This is a genomic window from Dactylosporangium sp. CA-052675 (assembly GCF_050947935.1).
Lineage (GTDB): Bacteria > Actinomycetota > Actinomycetes > Mycobacteriales > Micromonosporaceae > Dactylosporangium.
This window is the reverse complement of the sequence record NZ_CP192010.1, coordinates 8,281,361-8,298,656: the sequence shown is the minus strand read 5'-3', so window position 1 is coordinate 8,298,656 and position 17,296 is coordinate 8,281,361. Positions and strand designations below refer to the sequence as shown.

At 72.3% G+C, this 17,296-nt stretch carries 12 protein-coding genes; 10 read left to right on the top strand and 2 right to left on the bottom strand.

The annotated features are described in order from the left end of the window. The first annotated feature begins 81 nt into the window (after positions 1-81). The 5 genes from yajC (at position 82) to ACQP1P_RS36770 (ending at position 6,771) form a co-directional block, all read left to right on the top strand. Positions 82-429 (top strand): preprotein translocase subunit YajC, encoded by a 348-nt coding sequence (gene yajC, locus ACQP1P_RS36790; protein ID WP_433078242.1) that lies wholly within the window; start codon positions 82-84, stop codon positions 427-429. Positions 430-509: 80 nt separating this feature from the next. Further along, on the top strand, positions 510-2,366 hold the full coding sequence (secD, locus tag ACQP1P_RS36785; protein WP_433078240.1) for a protein translocase subunit SecD: 1,857 nt from the start codon (positions 510-512) through the stop codon (positions 2,364-2,366). Between the two features lie 2 nt (positions 2,367-2,368). Then, positions 2,369-3,535, top strand: a complete 1,167-nt coding sequence (gene secF / locus ACQP1P_RS36780) for a protein translocase subunit SecF (RefSeq protein ID WP_433078238.1) — start codon at positions 2,369-2,371, stop codon at positions 3,533-3,535. Between the two features lie 62 nt (positions 3,536-3,597). Next, positions 3,598-4,134 (top strand): adenine phosphoribosyltransferase, encoded by a 537-nt coding sequence (locus ACQP1P_RS36775; protein WP_433078236.1) that lies wholly within the window; start codon positions 3,598-3,600, stop codon positions 4,132-4,134. 159 nt (positions 4,135-4,293) lie between these two features. Further along, complete coding sequence (locus tag ACQP1P_RS36770) at positions 4,294-6,771, top strand: RelA/SpoT family protein (RefSeq protein WP_433078234.1); 2,478 nt, start codon at positions 4,294-4,296, stop codon at positions 6,769-6,771. A 67-nt stretch (positions 6,772-6,838) separates the two neighbouring features. On the opposite strand, the gene ACQP1P_RS36765 is transcribed toward ACQP1P_RS36770, so the two are convergent. Together ACQP1P_RS36765 and ACQP1P_RS36760 are read right to left on the bottom strand one after the other, a co-directional pair. After that, positions 6,839-7,720, bottom strand: coding sequence for a peptidylprolyl isomerase (locus ACQP1P_RS36765; RefSeq protein ID WP_433078232.1), 882 nt, complete (start codon positions 7,718-7,720; stop codon positions 6,839-6,841). Positions 7,721-7,764: 44 nt separating this feature from the next. Then, positions 7,765-8,670 carry a peptidylprolyl isomerase gene (locus tag ACQP1P_RS36760; RefSeq protein ID WP_433078230.1) on the bottom strand — a complete coding sequence of 302 codons (906 nt, stop codon included), beginning with the start codon at positions 8,668-8,670 and terminating at the stop codon, positions 7,765-7,767. A 169-nt stretch (positions 8,671-8,839) separates the two neighbouring features. Between ACQP1P_RS36760 and ACQP1P_RS36755 the strand changes: the two genes are divergently transcribed. From ACQP1P_RS36755 to ACQP1P_RS36735, 5 genes are all read left to right on the top strand, one after another. Further along, entirely contained in the window at positions 8,840-9,523 is a 684-nt protein-coding gene (locus ACQP1P_RS36755) for an MBL fold metallo-hydrolase (RefSeq protein ID WP_433078228.1), read from the top strand. Positions 9,524-9,529: 6 nt separating this feature from the next. Next, positions 9,530-10,855 carry a histidine--tRNA ligase gene (gene hisS / locus ACQP1P_RS36750; protein WP_433078226.1) on the top strand — a complete coding sequence of 442 codons (1,326 nt, stop codon included), beginning with the start codon at positions 9,530-9,532 and terminating at the stop codon, positions 10,853-10,855. 42 nt (positions 10,856-10,897) lie between these two features. Beyond that, the gene (aspS, locus tag ACQP1P_RS36745) at positions 10,898-12,736 is read left to right on the top strand and encodes an aspartate--tRNA ligase (RefSeq protein WP_433078224.1); all 1,839 of its coding nucleotides are present in this window, start codon (positions 10,898-10,900) and stop codon (positions 12,734-12,736) included. A 25-nt stretch (positions 12,737-12,761) separates the two neighbouring features. After that, positions 12,762-14,204 (top strand): replication-associated recombination protein A, encoded by a 1,443-nt coding sequence (locus ACQP1P_RS36740; protein ID WP_433078222.1) that lies wholly within the window; start codon positions 12,762-12,764, stop codon positions 14,202-14,204. 1,353 nt (positions 14,205-15,557) lie between these two features. After that, positions 15,558-17,279 carry a hypothetical protein gene (locus ACQP1P_RS36735; protein ID WP_433078220.1) on the top strand — a complete coding sequence of 574 codons (1,722 nt, stop codon included), beginning with the start codon at positions 15,558-15,560 and terminating at the stop codon, positions 17,277-17,279. Positions 17,280-17,296: the final 17 nt, after the last annotated feature.

Sequence of the window (17,296 nt, the reverse complement as noted above, 5' to 3'; positions counted from 1 at the left end):
TCGTGGTTTCCGACACACCGACTAGACTCGCCGCGATCCGCTGCGCGGACATCAGACACCTTATCGGGAAGGCCCATAATCGTGGATTACGCCGCGGAGTCCTCGGGCGGCAGCTCGGCGCTCCCGCTTCTTGTCGTCGTCGCCTTCGCCGCCTTCGTGTACTTCCTCATGATCCGCCCGCAGCAGAAGCGCCGCCGCGAGGTCGAGAGCATGCAGTCCACGATGGGCATCGGCGACGAGGTGGTGACGGTCGGCGGCCTCTACGGCATCGTCACCGAGGTCGACGCCGACACCGTCATGCTCGAGATCGCCCCGGGTGTCTCCGCCAAGTACGCCCGGGCCGCGATCGGCAAGGTGAACCGGAAGGCGGCGACGGAGGAAGAGCCCGCCGCCGACGAGGAGTCCGCGCCTCCGTCGGACACCGACTGAAAGCCCCGCTCGCTGCCCGCTATGTGAAACATTCACGCCGCGCGACCTCCGCCGGCGTCGTGTAGGGAGACCCGACAGCCGTGGCACAACCTCAGGCACCGATGCGCCCGAGCCGCCAGCTCGCCGTGCTTGCCGCCATCTTCGTCATCCTCGCCGCCATCGTATGGTTCGGCGGCAAGGGTGGCTGGCGCGACCGGCTCGAGCCCAAGCTCGGCCTTGATCTGATCGGCGGGACCACGGTCACGCTGCAGGCCCAGAACCTGGAGGGCAACAAGCCGCCCACCCAGGATCAGATGGAGACCGCCCGCCGCATCATCGACCAGCGGGTCAACGGCCTGGGTGTCGCCGAGGCCGAGGTCGTGGTCGAGGGCAGCAACAACATCGTCGTCTCCCTGCCGGGCAAGAGCGACGACCGGCTCAAGCAGATCGGCCAGACCGCCGAGCTGCGCTTCCGCATGGTGACCGGGCAGACCGGCGACACGGGCGCGACCGACCCGTCGGCCTCGGCCTCGGCCTCGGCGCCGGCGTCGGCGCCGGCCTCCACGGGCGCGTCGGCCCCGGCGTCGGCGAACGCCTCGGCGACCGGGAAGCCTTCCGCCACGCCGACGGCCACGAGCGCCGCGCCGAGCGCGAACCCGTCGGAGTCCGCGGCCGCCGGTGCCGGCGCGTCGGCCTCGGCGTCGGAGTCCCTCGCCCCGGACATCGCCACGCAGCGCGCCGCGGTGCAGAAGAAGCTCGGCGCGAGTGTCTGGGCCGCGGCCATGGCCGAGCAGGCGCCGGTCGACTTCAGCCAGGACGCCGCCAAGGCCGAGACCTACAAGGGCTTCAAGGACCTGTCGCCGGCCGAGGTCGCGGTGCTGCCGGCGTCGATGCAGTACAACATCCCGTACATCACCTGCGACAAGCTCAACCACCGGCCGGTCGGCTCGATCAGCAAGCCCGACGAGCCCGCGGTCGCGTGCGGGCCGGGCGTGAAGTACCAGCTCGACGCCGCGAAGGTGCTCGGCACCGACGTGTCGAGCGCGAGCTCGGGCATCAACTCGCAGAACGGCAAGTGGACGGTCAACCTGTCCTTCCACAGCGACGGGCAGAACCGCTGGACCGACCTGACCCGCGTGGCCTACAACAACGGCCAGGACAGCAAGCAGGTCGCCGTGGTGCTCGACAACGAGGTCGTGTCGGCCCCGACGATCCAGAACGTCATCCCGGGTGACGCCGAGATCAGCGGCACCTTCACGAAGACCGAGGCCCAGCTGCTGGCCAGCCAGCTGCAGTACGGCGCCCTGCCCCTGTCGTTCACCTCGCAGGACGCGCAGAGCATCTCCGCCACGCTGGGCAGCTCGCACCTGGAGGCCGGCCTGCTCGCCGCCGGCATCGGCCTGCTGCTGGTCGTGCTCTACTCGTTCTTCTACTACCGGCTCCTCGGCGGCGTCATCATGCTGAGCCTGGTGCTCTCCGGCGTGCTGGTCTTCATGTCGCTGATCATCCTGGGCCGCTGGATCGGCTTCACGCTGAGCCTCGCCGGCTTCGCCGGATTCATCGTCTCGCTCGGTGTGGCGGCGGACTCCTTCGTCATCTACTTCGAGCGGCTCAAGGACGAGATCCGCGACGGCCGGAGCCCGCGCAGCGCCGTGCCGCGCGCCTGGGTGCGGGCCCGCCGCACGATCATCTCGGCCAACACGATCACGCTGCTGGCCGCCGCGATCCTGTACTTCGTCTCGATCGGCTCGGTGAAGGGCTTCGCCTTCGCGCTGGGCGTGGCGACGATCCTCGACCTCGTGGTCGTGTTCCTCTTCCGCCACCCGATCATGACGCTCTTCGCCCGCAGCAAGGCGTTCTTGTCGCCGCGGGTCAGCGGTCTCGGCCGCGTGCTCGAACAGCGATCCACCACCGACGCGGCGCCCACCACCCGTCGTAACCGCCCGAAGGAGGCCTGACGATGAGCGCCAGTGGCATCGCAGCCCGGCTCTACCGCGGTGAGGCCGGCGTCGACATCGTCGGCCGCCGTAAGGTGTGGTTCACCGTCGCCGCCGTCGCGATCATCATCGCGATCGCGAGCATGCTCATCCGCGGTTTCACCCTCGGCATCGAGTTCGAGGGCGGCAACCAGTACAACGTGCCGGTCAAGGTGGGCACGCTGGATCAGGTCGAGAAGGCGTTCGGCGACGCCGGGGTCGAGGTCAAGACCGGCCAGACCGTCGGCGACAGCCAGTACATCATCAAGACCGAGCTGATCAACGACGCCCAGCGCCAGACCGAGATCAAGGACTCGGTCGCGAAGACCTTCGGGATCGACGCGACCCAGATCTCCGACAGCGCGGTGAGCACCTCGTGGGGCGGCCAGGTCACCAACAAGGCCGCGCTGAGCCTCGCGATCTTCCTGGCCGCGGTGCTGGTCTACCTCGTCGCGCGCTTCGAGTGGCGGATGGCCGTCGCCGCGATCGCCTCGCTGCTGCTGGACCTGATCCTCACCGGCGGCGTGTACTCGCTCGTCGGCTTCGAGGTCACCCCGTCCACGGTCATCGGCTTCCTGACGATCCTCGGTTTCGCGCTCTACGACGTCGTCGTGGTGTTCGACAAGGTGCAGGAGAACACCCGCGGCATCACGGGCTCGAGCACCTCGACCTACTCCGAGGCGGCCAACCTCGCGGTCAACCAGACCCTGATGCGCTCCATCAACACCGGTCTGGTGGCACTGCTGCCCGTCGGCGGCCTGCTCTTCATCGGCGCCGGCCTGCTGGGCGCCGGCACGCTGAAGGACCTCGGTCTCGTGCTCTTCATCGGCATGGGCGTCGCGGTGTACTCGTCGATCTTCTTCGCCACCCCGGTGCTGGCCGAGCTCAAGAGCCGCGAGCCGCGGCTGCAGCAGCACGCCAACCGGGTCAAGGCCAAGCGCGCGGCGCAGGCCAAGGAGGCGGCGACCCGCGCGGCCGGCCCGGCCCGCGACAGCGACGGGGTGCCGATCGGCGGCCCGGCGAAGGCGGTCGAGCGCTCCGAGCTCGCCGGCGCGGCCCCTCGTCCGGGCGCTCGCCCGGCGGCGCGGCCCGGCCAGGGCAAGCGCCCGCGCGCGGGCGGCCGTCCCGCCGGGGGCGGCGGCCGGCGGTAGCCGGTCAACTGCGAAAATCAACGGGCGCCGCGGTCCTCGCGGCGCCCGTTGACGTTTTCTGGGTGAGGAGCGCCGTGGACATCGCCGAGCTGGTCGCGAGCAAGGTCCTCGACGTGCCGGACTTCCCGAAGCCGGGGATCGTGTTCAAGGACCTCATGCCGCTGTTCGCCGACGGTCCGGCGTTCGCGGCCGCCGTCGACGCGATCATCGCCGAGCACGGCGAGGAGAGCTTCGACGTCGTGGCCGGCATCGAGGCGCGCGGGTTCGTCATCGCCGCCGCGATCGCCTACGCGACGGGCAAGGGTGTCGTACCCGTCCGCAAGGCCGGCAAGCTGCCCCGCGCCACCGTCTCGGCGACCTACGCGCTGGAGTACGGCGAGGCGGCCCTGGAGGTGCACGCCGACGCGTTCATCGCGGAGGAGCGGGTGCTCGTCGTCGACGACGTGCTCGCCACCGGGGGCACCGCCGCGGCCACCCTCGGGCTGGTCGAGCGCGCCGGCGGGACGGTCAGCGGCTTCAGCGTCCTGCTGGAGCTGTCGTTCCTGGAGGGGCGGCAGAGACTCGCGCCGCGTCCGGTTCATGCCCTGTTGACCGTCTGAGGGCCGCGCACGGGGGCTTCCGCCCCGTTTTCCCGGCCCTTCCGCTGACGGGAAATGCCGGCCCGGACGGGTAAGCTTGCGGTTCGGAACGTTGTCGGCGATGAGGAGCGGCCGGTGACCGGCGACATCGCACCCCCCATTGAGGGTACGGTCGACCACGTGCAGGATGAACCGCAGGACGTCCGCGAACCGAGCCCGCCGGAGACGGCGGAGGCCGGCGGCGTGGTGCTGCAGTTCCCGACGCCGCCCGGCGCGCCCCAGCGCCGCGCGACCGACCAGCAGCCCCCGCGCCGCACGCCCGAGGAGATCCTCAACGAGGACACCGAGGACCTGACCGACGCCGCCAGCGGGGTCACGGGCGCCATGGCCGGCCTCGTCGGGGCCGCGCCCACGGGCCGGCGCGTGCGAGCCCGGCTGGCCCGCTTCAACGCGCCGTGGCAGAGCCCCTCCGTCAGCGAGGTGCTGGAGCCGCTCATCGCCCAGCACAAGGCCAGCCACCCGAAGGCCGACGTGCGGCTGCTCCAGCGCGCCTACGACATGGCGGAGCACTTCCACAAGGGGCAGTACCGCAAGTCCGGCGACCCCTACATCACGCACCCGCTCGCGGTCGCCACCATCCTCGCCGACCTGGGCATGGACACCACCACGCTGGTGGCCGCCCTGCTGCACGACACGATCGAGGACACCGAATACACGATCGAGCGCATGCAGGTCGACTTCGGCGGCGAGGTCACGCTGCTCGTCGACGGCGTGACCAAGCTCGACAAGGTGAAGCTCGGCGACGCGGCCAAGGCCGAGACCATCCGCAAGATGGTCGTCGCGATGGCCAAGGACCCGCGGGTGCTGGTGATCAAGCTCGCCGACCGGCTGCACAACATGCGCACCCTGACCTTCCTGCCGCGGCCCAAGCAGGAGCAGAAGGCCAAGGAGACGCTGGAGATCCTGGCCCCGCTCGCGCACCGGCTGGGCATGAACACGATCAAGTGGGAGCTGGAGGACCTGGCGTTCCGCACGCTGTTCCCCAAGCGCTTCGACGAGATCAGCCGGCTCATCGCCGAGCACACCCCGCAGCGCGACTCGCTGCTGCGCACCGTGACCCAGAAGGTCGCCAACGACCTCAAGGCCGCCAAGATCAAGTCGGAGACGACCGGGCGGCCGAAGCACCTGTACTCCGTCTACCAGAAGATGATCGTCCGCGGCCGCGACTTCGGCGACATCTACGACCTGGTCGGCGTGCGCATCCTGGTCGATACCGTGCGCGACTGCTACGCGGCCCTCGGCGTGATCCACGCGAACTGGCAGCCCGTCCCGGGCCGGTTCAAGGACTACATCGCCATGCCGAAGTTCAACATGTACCAGTCGCTGCACACGACGGTCATCGGACCCACCGGCAAGCCGGTCGAGCTGCAGATCCGCACCTACGCGATGCACCGCACGGCCGAATACGGCATCGCCGCGCACTGGCGCTACAAGGAGACCAAGAACGCCACGATCGCCGGCCCGCCCGCGCACATCGACGAGATGACCTGGCTGCGGCAGCTGCTGGACTGGCAGCGCGAGGCGAGCGACCCGAGCGAGTTCCTCGACGCGCTGCGGTTCGACCTGTCGAGCCAGGAGGTCTACGTCTTCACGCCGAAGGGCGACGTGATCGCGCTGCCCACCGGCTCGACGCCCGTCGACTTCGCCTACGCCGTGCACACCGAGGTCGGCCACAAGTGCATCGGCGCCCGTGTCAACGGCAAGCTCGTGCCGCTGGAGAGCACGCTGTCCAACGGCGACGTCATCGAGATCTTCACCTCGAAGTCCGAGACCGCCGGCCCGACCCAGGACTGGCTCGGCTTCGTCAAGAGCCCGCGGGCCCGGACCAAGATCCGGCAGTACTTCAACAAGGAGCGCCGCGAGGAGGCGATCGAGGCCGGCAAGGAGGCGATCGTCAAGGCCATGCGCAAGCAGGGCCTGCCGCTGCAGCGCCTGCTCACGTCCGAGTCGCTGATGACGATCGCCCGGGAGTTGCACCTCGCCGACGTGGCCGCCCTCTACGCCGCCGTCGGCGACGGGCAGGCCTCGGCCCAGTCGATCGTGCAGCGCCTCGTGCAGGGCTACGGCGGCGAGGAGGGCGCGGTCGAGGACATCGCCGAGACCGCCCTCCCGACCCGGCCGGCCCGCGCCCGGACGGCCGCCACCGACCCCGGCGTCGAGGTCCTCGGCGTCGACGACGTGTGGATCAAGCTGGCCCGCTGCTGCACCCCGGTGCCGGGCGACGCCGTCTTCGGCTTCGTCACCCGCTCCGGCGGCGTCTCCGTCCACCGCGACGACTGCGCGAACGCGGCGGACCTCAAGGAGCAGCCGGAACGGGTCCTGGAGGTCAGCTGGAAGCCCACGAGCGCCTCGACGTTCCTCGTGGCCATCCAGGTGGAGGCGCTCGACCGCCACAAGCTCCTGGCCGACGTGACCCGGGTGCTGTCCGACGAGAAGGTCAACATCCTCTCGGCCACGGTCACGACGACGCGGGACCGGGTGGCCATCAGCCGCTTCAGCTTCGAGATGGCCGACCCCAAGCACCTCAACCACCTGCTGGCGGCCGTCCGGCGCATCGACGGCGTCTACGACGCCTACCGCGTCACGTCCGGCGCCTGACGCACGCACGCGGATACGAAAAGGGCCGCCCACCGGATTCGGTGGGCGGCCCTCTCGCTTGCGGACCTTACGGGGTCGGGGCGCTCATCGTCAGGCTCTTGATGCGCACCTCGGTCTTCGGCTTGCCCTCGCTCGGGCCCGCGGACGGGTCCGCGGCGGGCGCCGACGGGTCCGGCACCACGCCGGCCTCCGCGACCTTCTTGACCAGGTCCAGGCCCTCGGTCACCTTGCCGATGACCGTGTAGTTCGCGTCGAGCTGGGCGATGTCCTTGTAGACGATGAAGAACTGGCTGCCGGTCGAGGCGGGCTGGCCGTTGTTCGCCATCGCGACGACACCCTCGCCGTAGGCCGGGCGCTTGCCGGTCGGCAGGTTCTCCTCGGCGTAGCGGTAGGAGGGGCCGCCGTAGCCGGTGCCGAACGGGTCGCCGCACTGCAGCACGTAGATGCTCTGCAGCACCAGGCGGTGGCAGATGGTGTCGTCGAAGAACTTCTTGCTGGCCAGGTAGGTGAAACTTTCCGCCGTGCACGGGGCGTGGGCGGTGTCGACCTCGATCTTGATCGTGCCGATGCTCGTGTCCAGCGTCATCGTCTGGGTGCCGGTGCGCGGCTCACCCGTGGTCGGGGGCTTGCCCACGTCCTTGGTGTTCTTCGCCAGCTCCGGGTCCGGCGCCGCGCTCGCGCTCGGGTCGACCAGCGGCTGCCAGGCGCAGGCTCCCGGCGCGCCCGCGGAGCCCGACGGGTTCGCCGAGGCCGCGCCCTTCTTGTCGTCGTCGCCGGTCAGCGCGACCACCAACCAGGCCGCGACGAGCACCACGACCAGGGCGCCTGCCCCGGCGGCGATCGTCGTGTTCCTACGGCGCCGGAGTCGGGACTGCTCGGCCCGGTCGGCCATCTCCCGTTCCAGCCGCGAACGCGCCGCGGCGCGCTGACGGTCCCGGTTGGTGCTCACGGTTGGTACTCCTTGCTCAACAGGGATGGGGTGGACTTCACGCTTCAGGAGTTGCTGGAGGCGCCGGCCGACGGCGCGGCGGAGGCGGGGGTCGAGGCCGCGCCGCTGGTCGAGGGGACGGGCTCGGGCTCGGGCGGCGCCTGGTCGGTGACGGTCAGCGAGCTGATCTTCACTTCCTGGTTGGGCTTGCCGCCGCCGGCCTGGTTCGAGCCGTCGTTGCCGGCCGCGCCGATCTTCTGCAGCACGTCGAGGCCGCCCACGATCGTGCCGAAGACCGTGTAGTTCGGCGGGAACTGCTGGTCCTTGAAGACCAGGAAGAACTGGCTGCTGTTGGTGTTGGCGCCGGAGTTGGCCATCGCCAGCGTGCCGGCCGGGTACAGCGCGGTGTTCGCCGCGGGGGCGGAGGCGTCGGCGGGCGCGCTCGGGTCGGCCGACGGGGCGCTCGGCGACGGGAGGTTCTCGTCCGGGAAGCGGTACGCCGGGCCGCCGCTGCCGGTGCCGGACGGGTCGCCGCACTGCAGGATGGTGTCCGTCGCGCGGTGGCAGGTCGTGTTGTCGAAGAACTTCTTGCCCGCCAGGTACCGGAAGCTGTTCACGGTGCACGGCGCCTTGCTCGGGTCGAGCTTGGCGGTCACCGTGCCCTGGCCGAGCGTGATCGTCATCGTCTCGACGCCGTTCTTCACGACGTCCTTCACCGGCGGCTTGCCGACGTCGACGATGCCCGTGGCCTGGTCGACGGACGTATACGCACAGTCCGCGGCCACGGCCGGGGCGGGAGAGAAGCCGCCGGTCTTCCAGATCACGACCACGACCAGCAACACGAGCACCACGGCCGTGCCGATGCCCGCCTGCCACTGACGGCGGCGCCGCGCCGCGGCCGCCCTCCGGGCAATCTGCCGCTCGGTCTTGGCCCGCGCCAGAGCGCGCTGCCGGCTCTTACTGGAAGCCACCTGTGCTCCCCTCCAGGAAAATACATTTGGGTGCCACGTCACACGCCCGCCAGAGTGTACGGGTAGAACCCGGAATGCGGGTCGCCGCCCGGTCACGGTTCGCTGTGGCTGACCTCCGGATAGGGTCTACCTGGTCAGAGACGGGACATCGACAGTGAGGAGCGCCGCCGTGCTGGTTGCCGGGTTCCCGGCCGAGGCGTTCGGGACCAACTGCTTCGTGGTGGCCCCCGGGCCGGGCGAGCAGTGCGTGGTCATCGACCCGGGCATCGGGGTGACGGACCGCCTCGACGAGGTGCTGGCCGAGCATCGTCTGCAGCCCGCCGCGGTGCTGCTCACCCATGGCCACCTCGACCATACGTTCTCCGTGACGCCGGTCTGCGGCGCGCGCGGCATCACCGCGTACATCCACCCCGACGACGCCGAGATGCTCGCCGACCCCACCAAGGGCCTGAGCACCGACCTCACGGCGCTGTTCGGCGGCCGGCTGACGTGGACCGAGCCCGAGGACGTGGCGCCGCTGGAGGACGGCCTGGTGCTCAAGATCGCCGGGCTGGAGCTGACCGTCGACCACGCGCCGGGGCACACCCGCGGCTCGGTCATGTTCCGCGGCGGCGACGGCGACGACCGGCTGTGCTTCTCCGGCGACGTGCTCTTCCGCGACTCGATCGGCCGCACCGACCTGCCCGGCGGCAGCATGGCGCAGATGCTGGCGAGCCTGCGGGACAAGGTGCTGACGCTGCCCGACGAGACCGTCGTGCTGCCCGGGCACGGCCCCGAGACGACCATCGGCCGCGAGCGGGCCCGCAACCCCTATCTCCGTGAGGCGCTCGAGGCGCCGCGTAAAGGCTGGTAGACACCGATGACCCGACCCACGCCGCTGTCCGGCTTCCCGGAGTGGCTCCCCGCGCAGCGCATCGCCGAGCAGCAGGTGCTCGACCGGCTGCGCCGCACGTTCGAGCTCTACGGCTTCTCCTCGCTGGAGACCCGGGCCGTCGAGCCGCTCGACCAGTTGCTGCGCAAGGGCGAGACCTCCAAGGAGGTCTACACCCTCCGCCGCCTCCAGGCCGCCGAGGGCGAGGACGAGGTGAGCCTGGGGTTGCACTTCGATCTGACCGTTCCGTTCGCCCGCTATGTGCTTGAAAATGCCGGAAAGTTGCAGTTCCCGTTCCGGCGCTACCAGATCCAGAAGGTGTGGCGGGGCGAGAAGCCACAGGCCGGACGCTACCGCGAGTTCCTGCAGGCCGACATCGACATCGTCGACCGCGATACCCTCCCGCCCCACTATGAGGCCGAGATCCCGCTGGTCATCGGCGACGCGCTGCGCTCGCTGCCGATTCCGCCGGTCAAGATCATGGTGAACAACCGCAAGCTGTGCGAGGGCTTCTACCGCGGCCTCGGACTCTGCGACCCCGAGGAAATCCTCAGAATAGTCGACAAGCTGGACAAGATCGGCCCGAACGCCGTCGCCCAGCTCATCGTCGCGGCCGGCGGCAGCGAGGCGCAGGCCAAGGCGTGCCTCGCGCTGGCCGAGATCCGGGCCCAGGACGCCTCCTTCGCCGACGCCGTGCGCGCGCTCGGCGTCGAGCACCCGCTGCTCGACGAGGGCGTCGCTGAGCTCGCCGCGGTCGTGGAGACCGCCCGGGAGCACAGCCCCGGCCTGGTCGAGGCGACCCTGAAGATCGCCCGCGGACTCGACTACTACACCGGGACCGTCTACGAGACGGAGCTGGTCGGCTACGAGCAGTACGGCTCCATCTGCTCCGGCGGCCGGTACGACAACCTGGCCAGCGCGGGCCGGGACGTCTTCCCGGGCGTGGGCATCTCCATCGGCGTGTCCCGCCTGCTCGGCCTGCTCTTCGACGCCGGCGGCCTGGCCGTCAGCCGCCCCACCCCGACCGCGGTGCTCGTCGCGCTGTGGAGCGAGCAGGAGCGGGCGACCAGCAACCGCATCGCCGCCGACCTGCGCGCCCGGGGGATCGCCACCGAGGTCGCGCCCGTCCCCGCGAAGCTCGGCAAGCAGATCCGCTACGCCGAGCGGCGCGGCATCCCGTTCGTGTGGTTCCCGGCCAGCGCCTCGGCCGAGGGTGGCGATCAGGTCAAGGACATCCGCTCCGGCGAGCAGGTGCCCGCCACGAGCGCGGAGTGGAACCCCCCGGCCGAGGACATGGCGCCGGGACTGCAGTGAAAGAATGTGGGTGACTTTGCGTAGTTCGCCGAAGGAGACCTCGTGATCCGATCCCATGAGTCCGGCACCCTGCGTGGCGCCGACGCCGGAACGACCGTGACGCTGGCCGGCTGGGTGGCCCGCCGCCGCGACCACGGCGGGGTCATCTTCGTCGACCTGCGCGACGCCTCGGGCGTGGTCCAGGTCGTCTTCCGCGAGGAGATGCAGGCCGCGCACGCGCTGCGCAACGAGTACTGCGTGCTCGTCACCGGCGAGGTGCGGCTGCGCCCCGAGGGCAACGAGAACCCCGACCTGCCCACCGGCGCGGTCGAGGTCGTCGCCACCGGCCTCGAGGTGCTCTCGGAGGCCGCGCCGCTGCCCCTGCCGATCGACGACGGGGAATCGCAGGGGAAGAGTTCCGTCAGTGACGACGTCCGCTACCGGTACCGCTACCTCGACCTGCGCCGCTCCGGCCCGCACAAGGCCATGAAGCTGCGCAGCCGGGCCAACCAGATCGCGCGCAACCTGCTCGCCGACCGGGACTTCGTCGAGGTCGAGACCCCGACGCTGACCCGCTCCACGCCCGAGGGCGCCCGCGACTTCCTGGTGCCGGTCCGGCTGCAGCCCGGCACCTGGTATGCGCTGCCCCAGTCGCCGCAGCTGTTCAAGCAGCTGCTCATGGTCGGCGGCCTGGAGCGGTACTACCAGATCGCCCGCTGCTACCGCGACGAGGGCTTCCGGGCCGACCGCCAGCCCGAGTTCACGCAGCTGGACATCGAGATGTCGTTCGTGACCCAGGACGACATCATCGAGCTCGGCGAGTCGATCGTCCGGGCGCTGTGGTCCGACCTCGCCGGGCACGAGATCGACGGCGAGATCCCGCACCTGACCTGGCACGACGCCATGGCGCGCTACGGCTCCGACAAGCCGGACCTGCGCTACTCGGTGGAGCTGACGGAGCTCACGCAGTACCTGCGCGGCACCGAGTTCCGCGTCTTCGCCGGCGCGATCGACGCGGGCGGTTACGTGGGCGCGGTCGTGATGCCCGGTGGCGCCGCGCAGACCCGCAAGGAGCTCGACGGCTGGCAGGACTGGGCCAAGGCGCGCGGCGCCAAGGGCCTGGCCTACGTGGTGCTCGACGCCGAGACGGGCGAGGCCCGCGGCCCGGTCGCCAAGAACCTCTCCGCCGAGCACCTGGGCGGCCTGGCCGACGCGGTCGGCGCCAAGCCCGGCGACGCCGTGTTCTTCGCCGCCTCGACCGAGCGGCGCGAGGCGCAGGAGCTGCTGGGCGCGGCCCGCATCGAGATCGCCAAGCGGGCCAAGCTCGTGGACGACAGCGCGTGGGCGTTCTGCTGGATCGTCGACGCGCCGATGTTCGAGCCCACCGACCCGGAGGCCGGCGGCACCGGGGGCGGGGCCAAGGGCTGGACCGCCGTGCACCACCCGTTCACGTCGCCGAACCGGGAGTGGATCGACCGGTTCGAGGAGTCGCCCGGCGAGGCTCTCGCCTACGCGTACGACATCGTCTGCAACGGCAACGAGATCGGCGGCGGATCGGTCCGTATCCACCGCGGCGACGTGCAGCGGCGCGTGTTCGACATCCTCGGCATCACCGCCGAGGACGCGGCGGACAAGTTCGGCTTCCTGCTCGAGGCGTTCAAGTACGGCCCGCCGCCGCACGCCGGCATCGCCTTCGGCTGGGACCGCATCTGCATGCTGCTCTCCGGCGCGGAGTCGATCCGCGAGGTCATCGCGTTCCCGAAGACCGGCGGCGGCTTCGACCCGCTGACCGGCGCGCCGACCCCCATCACCAAGGAGCAGCGGGCCGAGGCCGGCGTCGACGCGAAGCCCAAGGCCCCGGCCCCCGCCGACGTGAAGGTCCCGGTCGAGCGCTCGAATTGAGCTCCGGACTGTAGGGTCTGGGGCCGTGGACGGCTTGTTCGAGGTTCAACCAGCTGGTGGCGGCCCGGAATCCCCGATCGGGGACCCGGCCGTCACCGGCGGCTTCACCGACGTCGCGGCCGACGCGCCGCTCGCGGTCCGGATGCGCCCGGCCGGCCTCGACGAGCTCGTCGGCCAGCAGCACCTGCTGGCCCCCGGCGCGCCGCTGCGCCAGCTCGTCGGCGGCGCGTCGCCGATGTCGGTGATCCTCTGGGGGCCGCCCGGCTCCGGCAAGACCACCATCGCGCACCTCGTCGCCGGGGCCACCGACCGGAACTTCGTCGCGCTGTCGGCGCTCTCGGCCGGGGTCAAGGACGTGCGCGCGGTCATCGACACCGCCCGCAAGGAGCGCCGCCGCGGCGGGCCGCCCACGGTGCTGTTCATCGACGAGGTGCACCGCTTCAGCAAGACCCAGCAGGACTCGCTGCTGGCCGCGGTGGAGGACCGCACCGTGACGCTGCTCGCGGCCACCACCGAGAACCCGTACTTCTCCGTCATCTCCCCGCTGCTGTCCCGCTGCGTGCTGCTGACCCTGCAGCCGCTCACCGACGACGACGTGCGCGCGCTGCTGAACCGCGCGGTCACCGACGCCCGCGGGCTGGACGGTGCCGTGACGCTCGACGCCGACGCGGAGGCGCATCTGGTACGGCTGGCCCGCGGCGACGTCCGCAAGGCGCTCACGGCCCTGGAGGCGGCCGCGGGGGCGGCGATCGCGCAGGGCCTGGCCACCGTCGACCTCGCGACCGCCGAGCGGGCCGTGGACGTGGCCGCGCTGCGCTACGACCGCGACGGCGACGAGCACTACGACGTCGTCAGCGCCTTCATCAAGAGCATCCGCGGCTCCGACGTCGACGCGGCCCTGCACTACCTGGCCCGCATGATCACCGCGGGGGAGGACGCCCGGTTCATCGCCCGGCGCATGGTCATCTCGGCCAGCGAGGACATCGGCATGGCCGACCCGACCGCGCTGCCGATCGCGACGGCCGCCGCGCACGCCGTCGAGTACGTCGGGCTGCCCGAGGTCCAGATCGTCCTCGCCCAGGCCGTGATCCATCTCGCGCTCGCGCCGAAGTCCAACGCGGTGGTCGCGGCCATCGGCGCGGCCATGGCCGACGTGCGCTCCGGGCACGGCGGTGCAGTTCCCGCGCATTTACGCGATTCGCACTACAAGGGGGCGAGCCGGGTCGGGCACGGGAAGGGTTACAAATACCCTCACGACGATCCGCGTGGCGTGGTGCAGCAGGAGTACGCCCCGGAAGGGATTCGCGACCGGGAGTACTACCGCCCGAAGGGCCATGGCGCGGAGCGCGCCGTGGCGGAACGATTGCCCAAACTGCGGCGTATCGTGCGGGGGACCGCAGCGACCGAAGCCTCCGGGGCAGGTGACGCTCCGGAGCCGAACAGCAGCGTGGAGGAGCGACACCGGTGAGTTCGGGTCGAGACGAGGCCAAGAAGCGGCGCGGCCGCGGCAAGGCCGACCCAGGCTCGAGCGAGGACGAACTCGGCTGGCTGGCCGAGCTGCGCGGCGTGGGCAACGACCCGGCGGACGACTTCGGCGCCCAGGCCCCCGGCTACGGCGCGCCGGCCGCGGCGGACGTGCTCGACGGGGTGAATCCGCGCCGCGCGGTGCCCCCGCAGTCGCGCGGCGACGCTGCGGCGAACACCGGCCCCGGCGCCGGCGGCTTCACGCCCGGCAACTCGGGCGGTTTCGCTCCCGGCTTCCCTCCCGGCGCTCCCGGTGCTCCTGGCGGTCCCGGCACTCCCGGTGCTCCTGGCGGCCCCGGCGCTCCTGGTGGCGGTCCGGGCTCCAGCGGTCTCGGTCGCGGTGGTCCCGGTGGCGGCGGTTCCGGTCCCGGTGGTGGTGCGGGGGCGCCTGATGCCGGGCCTCCGCCGGGCCGGTCGGGCGGGCGCTCCCGTTCGTCCCGGTCGCGTGCCGAGGTCCCCGCGCCGCCGGCCGAGCCGACGCAGGCCTGGCGCGTGCCGCGCGAGGCCGCACCCGCCGCCGGACCGGCCACGGAGGCGATGCCGACCTGGCGTCCGCCGCGCGATGTGCTGCGCGAGTCCACCGAGGCCGCCCCGCCGCCGTCTCCGGCCGCCGCCGCGGCCCCGCCGCCGTCTCCGGCCGTCGCCGCCCCGCCCGCGGTTCCGGCGAACCCGGACGCGACGCAGGCCTGGCGCGTGCCCCGGGGAGCCGCGCGCGAGTCCACGTCCGGCTCCCGGCCGGCCGATCCGCGCCGCGAGTCCACGTCCGGGTCCCGTTCCGCGCATCCGTCGGAGCCGTGGCGTGAGCCGGCGGCGGATCCTCGTCGTGCGTCCGTCGCGGATCCGCGGGGGGAGTCGGGGTCCGAGTCTCGTCCTGCGCATCCGTCGGAGCCTTGGCGTGAGCCGGCGGCGGATCCTCGTCGTGCGTCCGTCGCGGATCCGCGGGGGGAGTCGGGGTCCGGGTCTCGTCCTGCGCATCCGTCGGAGCCGTGGCGTGAGCCGGCGGCGGATCCTCGTCGTGAGTCCACATCGGACTCGCGGGAGCCGTGGCGGGAGCAGCGGGTCGCCGGTGGTGCCGAGGGAGATGGACGGCGGGACGGCGGGGCGCGCGGGCGCCGTACCGCTCGTGAGATGGCCGCTGCCTGGGAAGCGACGGCCGCTGCCACGCTGGCTCCGTCCGACTCGGGGCCGTCCGGGCCGCCCACGGTGCCGGCCGGGCCGCCCACTGCGCTGCCGGCTGGGCCGCCCACGGCGCCGCCGTCCGGGCCGCCCACGGTGCCGCCCAGCCGGGCCGCCCACGGTGCCGCCGGCCGGTGGTGGGCGTCGGCGTGCGCCCGAGATCGAGGCCGAGCCGCCGGCCGGGCGCCGGGCCGCCCACGCGCTGCCCGAGCCGCGGCGGGGCGAGACCGAGGCCCCGGCCGGACGCCGGTCGGCCGGTGGCGGTGGCCGTCGGCACGCGGCCGAACCCGAGGAGCCCGCCGCCTTCCACCCCGGCCATCCCGGCCCGGCCCCCGACCAGCGCACCGCCGACGCCCGTGGTGGCGACGTCCGTGGCGGCGGTGCCCGGACCGGCGATGTGCGTGGCCCCGATCAGCGCACCGGCGATCTGCGCGGCCCCGATCAGCGCGGCTCAGGCCAGCGCGGCGGCGACGTCCCGGTCGGCGAGGCCCGAGGGGGCGATGCGCGCGGCCGTGACCAGCGCACCGGCGACCTGCGCGGGGTCGATCAGCGCGGCTCCGGCCAGCGCGGCGGCGACGTTCCGGGCGGCGAGGCCCGGGGCGGCGATGCGCGCGGCCGTGACCAGCGCACCGGCGAGGTCCGAGCCGGCGACTCACGCTCCGGTGAGATGCGCGCCGGTATGCCCGCCGAGGCCCCGAGCCGCCGCGGACCCAACGCTCCCGGCAACGGCCAGGGCAACCCCGGCAATCCAGGCAACCCCGGCAACCAAGGTAAGCAAGGCAATCCGGGCAACCCGGGCGGTCAGGGCGACCAGGGCAACCAGGACGGGCCCGGCGGTCGCGGCACCCGCCCCAGCGGCGACCAGCGTGGCCCCGGCGGCCGCGGTGGCCGTGGCGGTCCCGGCGCGGGTCAGGGCGGTCCGGGTGCGCCCCGTGGCCGCGGCGGGCAAGGTGGCCAAGGCGGTCAGGGCGGTCAGGGCGGTCAGGGTGGACCCGGCGGCCGTGGCGGACCCGGCGGCGGTCAGGGAGGCGGCCCGTTCGGCAACGGCAGAGCCCCCGGTGGCCGGGCCCAGCCCGACGGCCCGCCGCCGAAGCCGTTCGTCGATCTCGCGCGCTTCGATCCCAACCCCGTCACGTACCGGGGCACGGCCAGCTCGCCGGCCGCGTTCGACTGGGAGTCCACGACGCAGATCGCGCCGTTCGGGCTGCTCCAGCGGGCTCAGGTCAAGCGGGTCCGGCAGCTGCGGTACTTCACGATCATTTTCCTGGTGCTCGCCGTCGTCAGTGCCCCGGCCGCGTTCTTCGTCATCCGCGAGCTCTCGCGCGACCCCGTGTTCGCCGAGCTCGATGATCTTGATCTGCCGGAGTGGGCCGCTCGCAACCCCACCGACGGGGCGGTCGGCAGCCGGTGGTGCATCAACGAGTGCCGGTCCCGGCAGCGTACGTGGGAGTCCGCGCGCGGGCCCGACGAGACCAACCGTGCCTTCGTGGGCAAGCTGCGCGACGCCGGCTGGGTGGAGTGGAGCATCCCCGACTGCCAGGCCGAGGGCGTGGACGGCATCGAGACGTGCTGGCAGCGCGACGAGTACGTGCTCGACCTGTGGGTCCGCGCCGCCGTGTGCGACGTGAAGGGGGCCCGGCCGACGATCAGCGCCGCGCCGCCCCCGAGCGCGGGCGCGAAGACGCCGACCGCGAGGCCGTCGGCGAAGGCGTCCGAGGCCGCGCCGGGCGAGGCCGACCCCGGTCCGGCACCGACGGCGATCTGCCCGCTGGCCGTCACGACGATCAAAGTTTTCAATCGCATCAGTTACGACCCCGGCGGTGGTGGGCAACCCGGCCCGTGAACCGCGCGAAGTGAAAG